Source organism: Exiguobacterium sp. A1_3_1 (assembly GCF_048985645.1).
Taxonomy (GTDB): Bacteria; Bacillota; Bacilli; order Exiguobacteriales; family Exiguobacteriaceae; genus Exiguobacterium_A; species Exiguobacterium_A indicum.
In genome coordinates this window covers 1-14,302 of sequence record NZ_WBYY01000074.1, presented here as the reverse complement: position 1 = coordinate 14,302, position 14,302 = coordinate 1, and the positions used below count along the sequence as shown (strand labels likewise).

Below are 14,302 nucleotides of genomic sequence, written 5' to 3'. Positions count from 1 at the left end.
GGATTTTACTGATTGCGTTTACGAATCAACCTGGTATTTCAAAAGGATTGGCGCGTGAAGAGGATTTTCGAACAGAATTACAGAACTTCGGCTTTGATGATACGCTGATTTGTCCGCATGCAGCGGAAGATTGTTGCACTTGTCGCAAACCGTCACCTGAATTATTATGGCAAGCTCAAGTAAAACACGATCTCCGACTCGATCAATGTGTCGTCATTGGGGACCGATGGAGTGATATGATGGCAGCTGCGCACGCCGGGTGTATCAAAATCTTAGTTCGAACCGGTGCCGGAGAGAGCTCCATTCGTGATTACGCTGATCGCGTGGAACAAGCAAACGTCGACTATATTGCCGACGACTTAACGGACGCGATCGCTTGGCTCGATACGCAAAACTGAACAAACAAAAAGGCGCGCTTCCACAATGGAAGTCGCGCCTTTTTTATTGCTTCGAACGTTTTGGTTGAGAAGATGCGTAGACACTAACCGCTAACACAAATAAGATTGCAAACCATGTCCAAAATGACATGTCATCGCCTCCTTTGAATGATGCGTAGGTACTTTAACTATCTTCTTTTCATTACCAATAAATCCCTGCAATCATTTATTAGCAATTTTTCGTAACAGATAAAGCGCGTAGATGATCGATGGAACAGCCATCGCCATGAGGATGAGATGGACACTTCCGAATAACACGTTCACAGCTAGATTAAAATCTGACACTTTTGTTTCCTCCTACAGCTTAATACTACTTCAAGTTACTCTTCTAGAATAATACATCAAACCGTGTTCAACGCCTTACAATTATGTAATAAATTTCAATTCACATTCTTTTTCCAATACTTCACGTTACACTGAACGTATGAGAAAGAGAACGTAACCATCAAACTTCTTCTCTTTTCCTTAAACAATCAGCTAATCGTAATCGAAAGGTGTGAACGTAGTGCATATCTTAACTACCCAATTAGTCAAATTCATTCTCGAGAAGTATCAGTTAAATGATTACATTCTCTATGATTCATCTTACGCTCGAGACAAAATGAACGATCAGACCGTCTACTCGTTTGAGACGTTTTGGATTCCGCGAGGTGCATCGGTCATCGAGGAAGAGAATGGCACGATGCTTCCTGAAGGAACCGTGCAGATTTCGATTGACCCTGTCACGAAACGAACGACGACGTTATCCTTAGAGGGTCCGAGCTCGATTTATTCCGTGCCGAACGATTTACGTGATCCAACCACTCGGATCGCTTGGATCGAATCAGAGACCGATATGATCCATGGTACGCATTTCATGCTCGAAGAAGAAAACGAAACTTTTTTCAGTTATGTGAGTTGTTACGAAGGGATTCGGCTGACTCCCGGTTGCTTCATTCATCTGACATTAACGGAAAATGGTCAACTCGATGAGTTGTTCCTATACGGTCCTCATCCGCTTGATCATCATGTGACTCAGGAAGCTTTCGTTTTAACGCTCGAGGACATCGACTTGCTAACCAAACAACAAATAAAATGGTTTTCCTACCCTAAAACAGGACATCAGTACGCGCACACCGTCTCCGAAACGTTCATTACGCAAGAAAGATCTATCCTTGTTCCAAGTAAACTAGATTTCACTTCCTCAATCGAAGTGAATGATGTGTTATCTTGGACAAGTTTACCGTCTAAGAAGTATGAACGGTATCCGGATCACTCCGGAGAAATCGTGACGGCGAGTGACGTGATCACGCAGACCGAACATCCTGATTTTCATCCGATTTCGCAGGAGACTGTGAACGCTTACACCATAATCAAAGACATCATTCAAAACGAGTACCCTGCCGATTCCGGACAATGGATGATTCGGTACATTTACCGGCAACACCCTTACCTTGCTGTCACGTTGTCACGCGCGCATCCGACGTCCTATGTTGATCAGCAGCGACGCGTCACGATTCTCCTTGACGAAAAGACACTTGACTGGATTAGCTTGACCGACGATCAGGAACTCCATACCGCGCTCGCATCCGTTACTCCACCGGAGCTCGAGGATGATCAGCAAGATGTCATTTTCAATGCATTACGTCCGTACCTTTTGCTCACGCCGCGTTATGTGTTCGATGTCTCAAAAGGTCAATACATTCTTTGTGGTTTGCTTGACTCGAACCACGCTTACTTATCAGCAACGAACGAAGTCGTCTTATTACGCGACTTATAGGTCAATACAGCCATTGATCTATCCGATTTCTTACGACTTGCGGAAGAACGAGGCTTCTCAGCTGTTCGAGACGTTTACGGTCGACTTCCTGTTTCGTAAATACGTCTTCAATCATCGTGACCTTTTGTTCCCGCCCCGGAATCAGTTGATAGATGACGTACCAATCGACGAGTGCCATGAACGGACGTCCAGCTGAATCGATCGATTGTTCAGCAAACGGATAGACGAACACGCCCTCGTCATGGCGAACCTGAAGTCCGCTCATCAGATCGAGATCGATTCCTTCGATGATGAATTCCTGGAACACTTCCGTCGTGTAAAGCGACGTCTCGTCTTGTTCAACGACAGTTCCCATCTCAGATAACAATAGGACTGCCCGTTCGGCGTCCGCTAACGCGACGACGAGATCGATGTCGCGCGGAGTGACAGGCAGTCCATGATGGTGTAACAATAATGAACCACCGATCGCAAACTGAATCTGTTCATGCTGCAAACACGCGACGACTTTTTCTAAGACTTGCTCAATACTCATCGTCGGAACCCCGCTGCTCGAAACGGACCTTCCATCGAAATCGTAAAGATGATCCGGGCAATTTCTTCCGGTGATGTCTCGTTTGGATGGCGCAACCAGGATTCGATGACACCGAGATGAGCGGCCGAGAGATAGGCAATGAGATAATTTTCTGGAACGAGCCGTTCTCCTTGTTCCGGTAGTCCCGAGAACAGAATCTGTTGCATGTAATCACGGACCCGGTTCCGAAACATCCCGTCACTCGTCGGACTGAGTAGGATCCGCATCAGCGTCCGGTGTTCATAAAGAAACGTCAGAAACGGGATGATGCGTCGGTAAGGTGAGTCCTCCGTTTTGTTGATCAAGACGAACGGAATCTCCCGTTCAAACGTCGCTTCGATCTTTTCAAAAATCTCATTCGTCATCCGCTCGAGCAGTTCGTATTTATCCGCGTAATGATGGTAGAACGTCCCGCGGTTGACTTCCGCCCGATCCGTCAATAACTTGATCGTCACAGCATCAAATCCAACTTCGTCGATCAGCTGAAGGAACGTCTCACGAATCCTCCGGTCGGTCCGGATAACGCGTAAATCCTGTTTTTTCATTGAAATCGCCTCTTTCTTCAACATTTTAGAAGGATGTGTCGCTTAAGCGACAGATGGACGTCAACTGGTCATTGCTCCCAGTTTCTCTCCCTTTTATAATGAAATTAATCAACACGTTGTTCAATAATTATTTCATAAAAGGAGGGAGAATACGATGGATTTACAATTGCACGGTGTATCCAAATCGTTTCATCAACAGAGCGTCATCCAACAGATTGATCTTTTAATTCCGTCCGGTGAGATTTGTGGGTTACTCGGTCCGTCAGGTTCTGGTAAGACGACACTGATTCGTTTGATGATTGGTGCAATCCAGCCAGACGCAGGTTCGATTCAGATTGGTGACACTTCGATGCCAAGCTTCAAGATGTTATCAAAGATCGGTTTCATGCCACAAAACGATGCTTTATATGAGGATTTATCGGGTCTTGCGAATCTGCAATTTTTCGGTTCCTTATACAACATGTCCCGTCAGGATTTAGCAAAACGTATCGAAGAGGTCTTGACACTCGTCGATTTGAAAGCCGATCAAAAAAAGCTCGTTCGCCATTATTCCGGTGGGATGAAGAAACGATTGTCCCTCGCCATCTCAATCCTGCATCGTCCGACCGTCTTATTCCTCGATGAGCCGACCGTTGGGATCGATCCCGTATTACGCCGCCAGATTTGGAATCAATTCCAAGCGATTCGTGCGCAAGGTACGACGATTGTCGTCTCGACCCATGTCATGGATGAAATCAACGAATGCGACCGGGCGGCACTGATTTATAACGGTCGGATCATCGCCTACGATCCGCTCGACCGTTTGCTCGCACAGACTGAAAACGGTCAGGTCGAGGAACTATTCCTGCTCGCTGGAAAGGACGTGACGTGATGTGGCACCTCGCACGACGGGTCATCCGTCAAACGTTGAACGATAAACGAAGCGTCGGACTGATTTTGCTTGCTCCGTTATTAATCTTCACCTTGATCTATTTCCTACTTGGAAACGATGACTACACGCCAGTCGTCGCCATCAGTCAAGATGTACCGACTCCAGTCTCACAAGCGATTGAAAAACAGGATCTGTCGCTTAAAACGTATAACGGCAGCGATGCTGACGCCTATCTCAAGTACCATGAAACGGTCGACGTCGTCTTAGATATGAAAGACAATCAGCTAGCGTTGAACCTCCGTGAACCTTCGACGAAAAGTTCCAAAGCGTTACGCGAAATTCAAGCTGGACTGGCATCGCTGCAACCGACGATGCAACTCGAGACGAACTATCTGTACGGAGATGATGATCAATCGACGTTTGATGCGCTTGGCTTCGTCTTTTTATCGCTGTTCTCATTCTTCTTCGTCTTTATCTTGTCAGCAATGGCACTCGTCAAAGAACGCAGTGGCGGCACGCTCGAGCGGTTGATGATGACACCGATTCGTCAAACCGACGTCATCTTCGGCTATACGCTCGGTTATAGCGTCTTCGCCTCGATCCAGGCGATTCTTGTCGTCCTGTACGCGACGACCGTTCTTGACTTACCGTCTGAAGGTTCGATCATCTGGGTCTTCCTGACGATGCTTGGACTTGCCGTCGTCGCGGTCTTGTTCGGGGCAACGATTTCGATTTTTGCCCAGTCTGAGTTGCAGGTCGTCCAGTTGATTCCCTTTACGATCATTCCACAGATCTTCTTCTCGGGTTTGATTCCGCTCGATCTGATCCCGTATGGACTTGGTAACATCGGATATATCACCCCGATTTTCTACGGAGCGAGTGCGATCAAGGAAGTACTCGTCTACGGCAACGGGTGGTCGAGCATCTGGCCGTACTGGCTCGGATTATTCCTCTATGGTGCAGTATTGTTCCTGTTAAACATGCTTGCTCTTAATAAGTATCGCGGACACCAAAAAAGACACGGCTGATTACACAAGCCGTGTCTGATTTTTCTCAAGCTGTTCAAGGAAAGCAGTCCGTCGAGAGGGATCGAGTGTCTGTTCCGGAATATCAGCATATCGAACGAGTTGATAGATCTCATGCGGAACCGTGACCTCTAAACGTGTTAACCACTCCGTCAGCGTTTCATATGTCCGCCGTTGTTGCACTGGAGCAAGTGACCGATTGAACGCGTGCACCGCTTCACGAATTTTTGAATCAAGCATACTGTCTTCTGACGAGGACTCGGCTTCAGGCGTTAGCGGAAGCGATGCAGGAGATCGTTTTGTTGGATAACGAGATCGGAATGACCACTTCATGCGGTTGAATCGTTGTCGACGATACAGATAGAAGATGATCACTAAAGCGACCATCCAAGGAGTCACACGTGCGATTTGATTGATCGCATCTGTCAAGAAACCTTTCCCAAGCTCAATCGATTTTTTCTTTTTAGGTTCCTTCCGATAACCTTCGTGCCCGCTTTTGGAAGAATTCGGTTGATTGATGATGTGCTCTTCTTTCACATAAATGACTTTTTTAGTCGGTAAGATCTTGCCCGGAATATGTACCCAGTTTCCTGTCGATTGATCAATCGGAGGATCAATCAATGCCTGATACGACAGTTTTACGCCCACGACGCCTAAAAATAGGACTAGGCACGTCAAAAAAGTCATTCCAATGATTCGATATCTCATTTCATCCTGCACCTCCAAACCGAATTGAAATCTGTGACATAAGACCTTTTCCCATATGTTACCATGAAAGGAGGCGATTCAGTTGAGTTACGAAAAAGTATTTCAAATGCCGATGTTGCAGCTGTATCAGGTATACCGTCAAAAAGTCGAGCGCAAGCAACGGACACAAGACGAGCTCGAGGACGTGCTATTCTGGTTGACCGGACACACGCCATCCACTCTTGAACAAGCCATACAAACCCAAACCGTCGCAGCCTTTTTCGAGCACGCACCCGCCCTGAATGAACGTCGCTTTTTAGTCACTGGCGTCATCTGCGGGATTCGTGTGGAACATCTAACGGATCCGCTCATTCGTAACATCCGGATTCTCGACAAACTCGTCGACGAACTGGCGAAAGGAAAAGCGTTATCTAAAATCCTACGATAAGGAGGAATGCTGATGTCTACTTTACTCAGTATACTGGCGATCCTCGTCATGGTGACAAGTGTGATTTATTTCATCGTCTATCAAGTTAAACGAAATAAAGGAACCCATCTTTCCCCCGTCTATCGACTTGTCTTTGGTGGTCTGTTGGTCGGCTTGATGGTCAGTTATTTTTTGTTGACGTGAGTCGTGATTTTCAGTTTTTAAATTAGACAATAAAATCACTAATACAGTATTTGAAATAATGAAGGAGGTATACGCTTGAAACTTCGAAAATGGTTCCTTCCACTTGTATTGCTCACCTGTCTCGCCTCACCGAATGCTGCGACGTCGTATGTGAAATGTACGGTCACTCCAACAGGTCACTATCTCGAACGTCTGCAAGCGGCTGACATTTCTTATAAAGTCCACCAACACACGCTTTACATTCAAGAAAAGGATCTGCGCCGCGTCACGTCGTGTTGTACATGACAACGATAGAAAACCCCCTCATTTCGCTGAAATGAGGGGGTTTTCTGATCAATCACGATTTAGCGGATTGTTTTTAACGCCGTTGCCCACGGAATGACTTGATCGAGCATTTGGTTGACCGATGTTTCTTGAACGGCTGCCGCTTTTAAGACCGATCCGTTCTCGAAATCCGTGAACAAGGATAACGCCGGATGCACCCGGACATCGGCAATCAATAACTCACCGAGGATACCGCGCAAGTGTTCTGCTGCCCGCGCTCCACCGACAGAACCGTAAGAGACGATCCCTGCCGCTTTATTGTTCCATTCGACGCGTAGATAATCGAGCGCGTTCTTGAGTGACGCTGCAATCGAGTGGTTGTATTCCTGGACGATGAAGACGAATCCGTCTTGCGCTGCGACATCCTTCGACCAATCAGCAGCACCTGACGCATCCCCGTCCTTTTCACCTAGGAGTGGTAATTTGTAGTCGGCGATGTCAAGAATCGTATAGTTCGCATCCCCCCGTTGATCGGCGAGTTGTTTGACCCAGTTCCCGACTTGTGGGCTGAGACGTCCTTCACGTGTGGATCCTAAGATGATACCAATGTTTAATTTCTCCATTTTCATTTCCTCCTCTAATTTAGATGCTGTCAGCTTACTTTTCTTTTAAAGATATTCTTTTTCGATTTTCCGAGTACTCCGGACCGTATCGATCGGACGGACCATTTGTTCGATCTGTTCCCGTTGCGGCTCGAGGAATGGTGGTAACGACAATTTCTCCCCGACCGTTTCGTATGGCTCGTCCCCCATGAAACCAGGACCATCCGTTGCCCATTCGAACAAGACACCGCGCGCGACACGAGCATAGAGCGACTCGAAGAAGAAGCGATCGACGTAACCGGACGTATTGAAGCGTAGCTGTTGCATCCGCTCGATCCATTCTTGTAAGGCAGCCGTATCTTCAACGCGGAAGGCGACGTGGTGCACCGTTCCGAATCCTTGACGTCCGCTTGGTAGAACGACGTTATGCTCAACGATGACTTGGGCACCATTTCCGCCTTCACCCATCTCGAACAAGTGTAGGGAACCAGCTTGATCGACTTCGCGCATCAACATCGCTTGTTCAAGTACCGCTTTTAAATTGTCGAATTCCGCGATCCGGATGTGAATTGGACCGAGTCCCGTGATCGCGAACTCGAGGGGCACCGGACCGTTTTGCCACGGTGTGCCGGAAGCGACACCTTGATTGTGCTCGTCAGAGATCAACATGTATTGTTGCTCATCAAAATCGACGAACGAGAGCGTCTGCTTGCCGAATTGTTCTTTGATACCACGGTGCTTGACGTCGTATTTGTCAAAGCGTTTAATCCAGTATTCGAGTGCGGCATCCGTCGGAACACGGAACGCTGTCTTAAAGATTTCATTCGTTCCGTGTGACCCTTTTTGAATACCAGGGAAATCAAAGAACGTCATATCCGTGCCGGCAGATCCTTTATCATCGGCGAAGAATAAATGGTACGTTTGAATGTCATCTTGATTGACAGTCTTCTTGACCAATCGCATTCCTAAGACGTTCGTAAAGAAGTCATAGTTTTTTTCAGCACTGCTCGTAATCGCTGTCACGTGGTGGATTCCTTTTAGTTCATTCATGAAAAATCGCTCCTTTAATGGTTATTATCTCGAATTCGAGATATCAGTCTAAAAAAATTTTATTGTTTTTTTGCTTGATAGCCGATTGTTTTGGCTGTCTCGATGAATGCTTCGAGGTCTGACGGGGCTATTCCTTGAAATACTTGATTGATTGCTTGCTCGTGCTTTGGAAAAATAGCTTCCATCAGTTGGTGTCCTTCAGAGGTCAGTTCCGCAAATGTCACACGCCGATCCTCTGGACATGCTTTTCGGACAACGTAATTCTTCTTTTCGAGCTTATCGATGACATAGGTGATGCTACTGCTCGTGATCAAGACTTTTTTTCCAATCAATTGAATCGGTTGCCTGCCCCTGTGAAACAGCAACTCAAGAACCGAAAAATCCGTCGGGTTCAATCCCCATTGCGCAACATCCTTCTTGATGACTTCATGTAACGCATCAACTGCGCGCACCATGACCGTCAATGCTTTCAAGTTCGGATTCGGTGTAGTCATTTCGTTCACCTCTTTTGTATCTTCAATTCATATATCTTTAATTCGAGATAAATATACCATCCTGATTTTTGTTCGTCAACTGTTTTGACTACTATTTATATAAACTTGATACGTAACAAACTAAAAAAACTGAGTCGAAGAAAAAATCGACTCAGATGCGATGAATTACATGGTTTTAAAATCGCTTAAATGTTAGACCCAATCAACGAGATCAACGAGGGCTTGGCGTGTTTGCGGATGCGCCGGTGCTTCATTTCGGTAACCAAACGCGACCATGACGGCGACATTCAGATTATCCGTCAGGTGTCCTTCATCACGTAACAGCTGTTCGACAGCTTGTTGGTCGAATCCTTCCATCGGGCACGAATCAATCCCGATCTGTGCCGCACTGGTCATCATGTTGCCGAGCGCAATGTATGTTTGTTTTGCCGACCAATCCCGCATGGCGCGCTTGGATGACACAAGATCGAAGTCGGATTCTTGGAACTGACGATAAAATGAATGACGACCTTTCTGTGCTTCAGGCGTTAATCCGATCACGTCCTGCATCATATGGTTGATGTAAGGTGCGTCAAAATGCATGTCCTGTTCATTTCGAGCCAAGAGGATGACGAAGTGGCTCGCTGTCTCAAGTTGTCCGGCAGCGCCCCACGCAAACGGTGAAAGACGCGCACGAAGTGACTCATCCTGAATGACGAGAAAACGCCATGGTTCGTAGCCAAACGATGATGGAGAAAGACGTCCCGTTTCGAGGATGAAAGCAAAATCATCTTCCGGAATCTGTTTGTCCGCGAATCGTTTTGTCGCGTGACGGAAAGCGAATGCCTCGAGAATCTGTTGTTTTCGTAAATCGGTAGTCGTTTTAGTTAACATGTTCTAGCCTCATTTCGTATGATAGTGACATCTGAAGTGTATGCCGCTTCCTAACAAGCGACAAGTACGCACTTTGAAGTGACATACTATCAATCATGTAACTAAAGGAGACGATCCATATGCCAATCGAAGACAGTTGTGTCTTTCTGAATACCTATTCTTGCGCGACGGCAGCGACGGTTGAAGTGATCGGTGGAAAATGGAAAGCCATCTTACTCTATCAACTACTTGACGGTCCGCTTCGCTTTTCAGAACTGTTGAAGACCTCTGAATCCATCAGTCCGCGTATCTTGACCTTACAATTACGAGAACTCGAGCACGATGGCCTGATCCATCGCGTGACATACGCAGAAGTACCACCTCGTGTCGAGTATTCGCTTACCCCGCTCGGTGAGACACTTCGTCCGCTCGTCCTGATGATGAAACAATGGGCGACCGATCATATGTCAAGCGTGCTCGAGCATCGTGCTACAGGAGAACTCGTTCGATGACGTTCTCACTATATGAAGCGCATCTACCGGTATCTGATTTACATCGATCGATTGAATTTTACGAATCACTCGGATTAACCTTTGATCATACCATTGACGATCGAATCGCATTTTTATGGATTGAACCCGGAAAAAGTTGGCTTGGACTTTGGCTTAGTGAGCATGCGAACACACCGTACCATCCTTCCATCCGACACATCGCTTTAACTGTCGATATCGACTTTTTACGAAATGCTCCGAATTGGCTGCGCGAGCGTCAAATCGAACCACGCGCTGCATTTGGATTTGGACCAGATGAGCCCTTCGTGATGACACATACGAATTACGCCCATGCCAAACTGCATTTCAATGATCCGGATGGCAATAGTCTTGAATTCATCTGTCATTTATCGAATCCGAAACGACTATCGAAGAAGATGACACTCCTAGAGTTCGAGACGCTAACGTCCTTACAACGCGTGCCCTTCTCCTACTCGATAGTGATCTGTCCCAGAAAGAATATATGCCGTATCATCAGGTAATCCGATGGCATGATTCATTTGAGGCAGGTGTTCCTGAAAACGGGTTGCCCGTTTTTCCTGGTTCAAGTGCGGACAAAGACAACCGCTCAACCAGCCTTGCCCCGTATCCAGACAATAGTCCGTTCCGTCCTCACTCGTACGGATTCCGTATTCCATCGCATAGATTGCTCCAGCACTGACACCGACGTACCATGTTCCACGCTTAACGGCTTGTTCAAGCCATAGATCCATGCCTTTTAGAGCAAGCGTCTGAACGAGTAACGGGTAATTGCCACCGCCGACATAAAGAATGTCGGCACACTCTATTAATCGTCGTTGCGTCGCCATGGATTGTTCGTCGTCAAACAGCGTGACGATCGAGACAATCGCTCCAAGTGCTTCATATGTATCTCGAAATTGGTATTGGTATAACGATTCATCTCGACTTGCCGTCGGCAGGAAGACGATATGTGGCGTGTGTTTCGTCAGTTGAACGATATGCCGATTGATGAATTGATGAGACGGAGCAACCAGTTGACCGCCTCCGATTAGCATGAGGTTCATCTTTTTTCTCCTCGTGTAGCGACTTTTTAGAAAAAGGTGTATAGACCATGTTCATAATAATCAAATTCTCGTTTAGTCAGTCGCTCAAAGCGATAGCTTTCATAAAAGGCATCGAGTGCTTCACGATCATCGATGATCGGACTGATCGCAAGAGCAATATCATACCGTCGATCGCCCGGTCTCATCGCTCCGACATCAATGAACGACAGTGTTCCGTCCGTCGCGACCAACAGATTGTCTGTCGTACAGTCGCCATGAATCCAACTAGCGGCAATCGGATTCGGCCGGATAAATTTCAATCGTTTCAGTAAATCCAACGTACCGGAGGTCCAAGCAGATGCGACATAACGTTCCGCTGTCATAAGTCGTTCCGTTAACCACTCCTGTGACGTTCCCCCTGTCATGCGTTGATGAAACTGGAAAAGATACGTTCCGAACGCTTGCCACAGCTGAATCCGTTGCTCACTTGTCGCCTGTCTTAAGGCTGTCGTCAACGTCATCCCGTCTCGCCACTGCATCAAGAGATGGCTTTGCTGTTCCGTCTTAAAAAAACCAACGTACTCAGGTAGGAGCCCTGGTTCTCGTTGCATCCATTCTTCTAAGACAATTGCTTCTTCTGCGAGCCATTCTTGGTATCTCGCTTTCGTAGCAGTCTTTAGTAAGTAACTCCCTTTCTTTGCTTCAATCCGGTATACAATCGAAGTTCCCCCTTGCTCACCGAGCTTTTCGACGTGCTCGATATCTCTCGTCAGTTGTTCGATCCGTACGCGTGTCGCTTCCGTCATACCGGATATCCCGTGAATGGCACTGGCGTCGACAGTCGAATCCAGGTCGACGGTTTGCCGTAGACCGATGCGTCATCGAGGAAACGCTCCAGTGTTGCAACGGACGCCGTTTGCAACTTGACCATGAAGTTATAGCTACCGGTCAGCCGGTGACACTCGACGACTTCTGGATGTCCTTTACAAAATTCAATCAAGCCTGCGCAGCGTGTCTCTTCGAACATGACGATCGCGAGTAACCCTTGCGCGAGTGCTTCTGGATTAATGACAGCACGGAACCCTTCGATGATTCCCGCGTCCTCCATTTTTCGGACCCGTTCGATGACGGCAGGTGCCGATAACCCGATCTGTCGTCCGAGTTCCGACCATGGAATCCGGGCATCGTCTTGCAGAATCCGGACAATCTGTTGATCAATTTGGTCCATTTTTCATCTCCCTTTCGAATTAAAACCACTTTCTTCAAATTAACACGGAATCAAAGGAAAATATAGCCTTTCACTATGTTCTCCTACTGTGCTCCTCAAAATGCTTTTCTTATACTAATTACAGGAGGTGATACATATGGAATCAACCTGTGTCCGGTGTCAAGAAACGATTGAAACGACGGTCTATCAGTGCTCGCACGCTTGTACGTTTTGCGAACCGTGTACGAAAACACTCGATCATATTTGCCAAAACTGCGGGGAGATGCTCGAACCCGTCACGCCAGTCGCGACATAAAAAGACGGATGCCTCGGCACCCGTCTTTTGTCTATTTAGATCGTCTCTTGTGATTGCCGCTCGGCTAAGCGCCCTTTTGCTTTTTCTTGATGCGGCTTAATCGCCGACTCCCCGAGTGCTTTCGCTAGACCTCGGGTTGGAAGATTGACATACATTGACTCATAATTGCTGACTTCAAACGTTTCATGAAAAATCCCGACCGCTTCTGATGTCCGTGCCTTCTGATTGAATCGTTTCCACGCCGTCAAATGACGGGAACCATGGGCATATGCCATCAATTCTTCCGTCGAACGCCAATACTGAATCAACGTCACGGAACGCCAACCGACAAGTGACTCATGCGAAATCAGACCGACATCGTTTGCATAACACTCTTGTAGCATCGGCCCCATCGCCTGGACCGTCGGCAACCATTGCCGGACGGAACGCAAGCGATTGATTCGTAAACCGATGATGAACACGACGACGTCTTTATTCGGAGTCGCAATGATCCGTTTCATGTCAATTTCCTCCTTCAAGGGTCTCAAGGGAAGCGTCACACCAATCGAGTAACGCACGTGTCTTCCGAATGCCATAATCAAGCGTCAATGACCAATAGACGGCATCATTCGAGTCCGGATATGAACGAATCATCTCATCGATGGCTTGATACGTCTCAAGCCGTTCTTCGAGCAATCGTGCATGCTCTTGAATTTTCTGCAAGGTGACCTCTTTTGAAGCATGTCGAGCGAAGTACAGCTTCAACAATAGGTCATTCCGTTGCACTGGCAGTTCGACGGACGGTTCAGCGACCCACCTCTCGAGCTCTGCATGCCCGTTTTTCGTCAGGGCGAATTGTTTCCGTTCCCCATCCGTGACCTCTTCAACGATCAACCCTTCCGCCTCTAACCGTTTCAGCGTCGGATAGACTTGTCCGAAGCTGATTTTCCAAAAGTGATTCAAACTCGTATCGATCGTGTGTTTCATCTCATAACCAGACGTACATCCGCTTGCAAGAAGTCCGAGAATCGCATAACGGGTCATGTTTTCTTTTGGCATCGGTCCCTCCTGTATCTAAAAGATAGTATCTTTTAGATACAGTTCCTGTTCATTCAAATGCCAAACAGGAAATTTACTGGATGAAGCAGGAATTCTCATTTTAAATCCGAATTCTTGTTCACATACTTAATTAAAAGGAGTTCTCACATGACATATGCTAAAACTTCTCTCTTCTTTAGTTTGCTCGGTCTGCTCATCGCCTCTATGATTTTCCCGCCGCTCAACTGGTCGTTCGGACCAAACTCGATGCTTACGATACCGATCGGACTTGTCATTTATCTGTTTGGAATCGGACTCGGGATCGTCGCCATCAAACGACGCGAACCGGGAATTCTCAAATACGTTAGTCTCGCCTGTGCCGTTCCGCTTGGTGTATTACCTGTCTCTTATACACATCT

The 14,302-nt window shown here is 47.0% G+C and carries 24 protein-coding genes; 11 read left to right on the top strand and 13 right to left on the bottom strand.

Annotated features, from left to right (window positions below; genetic code table 11):
• The coding region (locus F8N00_RS09475) for an HAD hydrolase-like protein (RefSeq protein WP_421018112.1) at window positions 1-398 on the top strand (398 nt) is incomplete at its 5' end.
• Window positions 399-599: 201 nt separating this feature from the next.
• On the opposite strand, the gene F8N00_RS09470 is transcribed toward F8N00_RS09475, so the two are convergent.
• Window positions 600-722, bottom strand: coding sequence for a hypothetical protein (locus F8N00_RS09470; protein WP_256443265.1), 123 nt, complete (start codon window positions 720-722; stop codon window positions 600-602).
• Between the two features lie 220 nt (window positions 723-942).
• Here F8N00_RS09470 and F8N00_RS09465 point away from each other — a divergent pair, with 220 nt between their 5' ends.
• Complete coding sequence (locus tag F8N00_RS09465; RefSeq protein WP_421018111.1) at window positions 943-2,196, top strand: hypothetical protein; 1,254 nt, start codon at window positions 943-945, stop codon at window positions 2,194-2,196.
• A 1-nt stretch (window position 2,197) separates the two neighbouring features.
• Here the strand turns inward: F8N00_RS09465 and F8N00_RS09460 are convergent, their stop codons facing one another.
• A complete protein-coding gene (locus tag F8N00_RS09460; protein WP_421018110.1) occupies window positions 2,198-2,728 on the bottom strand; it encodes a hypothetical protein in 531 nt (176 codons plus the stop codon).
• Window positions 2,725-3,312: a TetR/AcrR family transcriptional regulator gene (locus F8N00_RS09455; RefSeq protein ID WP_075642387.1), complete on the bottom strand. Its 588-nt coding sequence runs from the start codon at window positions 3,310-3,312 to the stop codon at window positions 2,725-2,727. Before F8N00_RS09455 ends, F8N00_RS09460 begins: the two co-directional genes overlap by 4 nt.
• Before the next feature lie 154 nt (window positions 3,313-3,466).
• Here F8N00_RS09455 and F8N00_RS09450 point away from each other — a divergent pair, with 154 nt between their 5' ends.
• Together F8N00_RS09450 and F8N00_RS09445 are read left to right on the top strand one after the other, a co-directional pair.
• Window positions 3,467-4,183, top strand: coding sequence for an ABC transporter ATP-binding protein (locus tag F8N00_RS09450; RefSeq protein ID WP_075642388.1), 717 nt, complete (start codon window positions 3,467-3,469; stop codon window positions 4,181-4,183).
• Complete coding sequence (locus F8N00_RS09445) at window positions 4,183-5,211, top strand: ABC transporter permease (RefSeq protein WP_421018109.1); 1,029 nt, start codon at window positions 4,183-4,185, stop codon at window positions 5,209-5,211. Before F8N00_RS09450 ends, F8N00_RS09445 begins: the two co-directional genes overlap by 1 nt.
• Here F8N00_RS09445 and F8N00_RS09440 read toward each other — a convergent pair whose 3' ends face one another.
• Window positions 5,212-5,916, bottom strand: a complete 705-nt coding sequence (locus F8N00_RS09440; protein WP_421018108.1) for a hypothetical protein — start codon at window positions 5,914-5,916, stop codon at window positions 5,212-5,214. It abuts the gene before it with no gap.
• 82 nt (window positions 5,917-5,998) lie between these two features.
• Here F8N00_RS09440 and F8N00_RS09435 point away from each other — a divergent pair, with 82 nt between their 5' ends.
• The 3 genes from F8N00_RS09435 (at window position 5,999) to F8N00_RS09425 (ending at window position 6,811) form a co-directional block, all read left to right on the top strand.
• Window positions 5,999-6,343, top strand: coding sequence for a DUF2200 family protein (locus F8N00_RS09435; protein ID WP_421018107.1), 345 nt, complete (start codon window positions 5,999-6,001; stop codon window positions 6,341-6,343).
• 12 nt (window positions 6,344-6,355) lie between these two features.
• Window positions 6,356-6,526 (top strand): hypothetical protein, encoded by a 171-nt coding sequence (locus F8N00_RS09430; protein ID WP_421018106.1) that lies wholly within the window; start codon window positions 6,356-6,358, stop codon window positions 6,524-6,526.
• A gap of 75 nt (window positions 6,527-6,601) precedes the next feature.
• A complete protein-coding gene (locus F8N00_RS09425) occupies window positions 6,602-6,811 on the top strand; it encodes a hypothetical protein (RefSeq protein WP_421018105.1) in 210 nt (69 codons plus the stop codon).
• A 59-nt stretch (window positions 6,812-6,870) separates the two neighbouring features.
• Here F8N00_RS09425 and F8N00_RS09420 read toward each other — a convergent pair whose 3' ends face one another.
• From F8N00_RS09420 to F8N00_RS09405, 4 genes are all read right to left on the bottom strand, one after another.
• Entirely contained in the window at window positions 6,871-7,413 is a 543-nt protein-coding gene (locus F8N00_RS09420) for an NADPH-dependent FMN reductase (RefSeq protein ID WP_023468418.1), read from the bottom strand.
• A 45-nt stretch (window positions 7,414-7,458) separates the two neighbouring features.
• Window positions 7,459-8,442, bottom strand: a complete 984-nt coding sequence (locus F8N00_RS09415) for a ring-cleaving dioxygenase (protein ID WP_214729430.1) — start codon at window positions 8,440-8,442, stop codon at window positions 7,459-7,461.
• A gap of 59 nt (window positions 8,443-8,501) precedes the next feature.
• Entirely contained in the window at window positions 8,502-8,936 is a 435-nt protein-coding gene (locus F8N00_RS09410) for a MarR family winged helix-turn-helix transcriptional regulator (protein WP_421018104.1), read from the bottom strand.
• Window positions 8,937-9,128: 192 nt separating this feature from the next.
• A complete protein-coding gene (locus tag F8N00_RS09405) occupies window positions 9,129-9,809 on the bottom strand; it encodes an NAD(P)H-dependent oxidoreductase (protein ID WP_421018103.1) in 681 nt (226 codons plus the stop codon).
• A gap of 119 nt (window positions 9,810-9,928) precedes the next feature.
• On the opposite strand from F8N00_RS09405, the gene F8N00_RS09400 reads away from it, so the two are divergent.
• Window positions 9,929-10,300, top strand: coding sequence for a winged helix-turn-helix transcriptional regulator (locus F8N00_RS09400; RefSeq protein ID WP_421018102.1), 372 nt, complete (start codon window positions 9,929-9,931; stop codon window positions 10,298-10,300).
• Window positions 10,297-10,821 carry a VOC family protein gene (locus F8N00_RS09395; RefSeq protein WP_421018101.1) on the top strand — a complete coding sequence of 175 codons (525 nt, stop codon included), beginning with the start codon at window positions 10,297-10,299 and terminating at the stop codon, window positions 10,819-10,821. The genes F8N00_RS09400 and F8N00_RS09395 overlap by 4 nt, the downstream gene beginning before the upstream one ends.
• On the opposite strand, the gene F8N00_RS09390 is transcribed toward F8N00_RS09395, so the two are convergent.
• Genes F8N00_RS09390 through F8N00_RS09380 form a run of 3 tightly spaced genes read right to left on the bottom strand, consistent with a single transcriptional unit; the run spans window position 10,750 to window position 12,571 of the window.
• Window positions 10,750-11,364 carry a Type 1 glutamine amidotransferase-like domain-containing protein gene (locus tag F8N00_RS09390; protein WP_421018100.1) on the bottom strand — a complete coding sequence of 205 codons (615 nt, stop codon included), beginning with the start codon at window positions 11,362-11,364 and terminating at the stop codon, window positions 10,750-10,752. The two genes, F8N00_RS09395 and F8N00_RS09390, sit on opposite strands and share 72 nt — an antisense overlap.
• Before the next feature lie 26 nt (window positions 11,365-11,390).
• Window positions 11,391-12,149, bottom strand: coding sequence for an aminoglycoside phosphotransferase family protein (locus F8N00_RS09385; protein ID WP_421018099.1), 759 nt, complete (start codon window positions 12,147-12,149; stop codon window positions 11,391-11,393).
• Window positions 12,146-12,571, bottom strand: coding sequence for an Lrp/AsnC family transcriptional regulator (locus tag F8N00_RS09380; RefSeq protein WP_421018098.1), 426 nt, complete (start codon window positions 12,569-12,571; stop codon window positions 12,146-12,148). The genes F8N00_RS09385 and F8N00_RS09380 overlap by 4 nt, the downstream gene beginning before the upstream one ends.
• A gap of 136 nt (window positions 12,572-12,707) precedes the next feature.
• On the opposite strand from F8N00_RS09380, the gene F8N00_RS09375 reads away from it, so the two are divergent.
• The gene (locus F8N00_RS09375) at window positions 12,708-12,866 is read left to right on the top strand and encodes a DUF1272 domain-containing protein (RefSeq protein ID WP_075642401.1); all 159 of its coding nucleotides are present in this window, start codon (window positions 12,708-12,710) and stop codon (window positions 12,864-12,866) included.
• Window positions 12,867-12,901: 35 nt separating this feature from the next.
• On the opposite strand, the gene F8N00_RS09370 is transcribed toward F8N00_RS09375, so the two are convergent.
• The gene (locus F8N00_RS09370) at window positions 12,902-13,366 is read right to left on the bottom strand and encodes a DUF4188 domain-containing protein (protein ID WP_214805005.1); all 465 of its coding nucleotides are present in this window, start codon (window positions 13,364-13,366) and stop codon (window positions 12,902-12,904) included.
• A 1-nt stretch (window position 13,367) separates the two neighbouring features.
• Window positions 13,368-13,904, bottom strand: a complete 537-nt coding sequence (locus F8N00_RS09365) for a PadR family transcriptional regulator (protein WP_421018097.1) — start codon at window positions 13,902-13,904, stop codon at window positions 13,368-13,370.
• 147 nt (window positions 13,905-14,051) lie between these two features.
• Here F8N00_RS09365 and F8N00_RS09360 point away from each other — a divergent pair.
• Window positions 14,052-14,302: hypothetical protein (locus F8N00_RS09360; RefSeq protein WP_421018096.1), on the top strand; the 251-nt coding region annotated here is incomplete at its 3' end.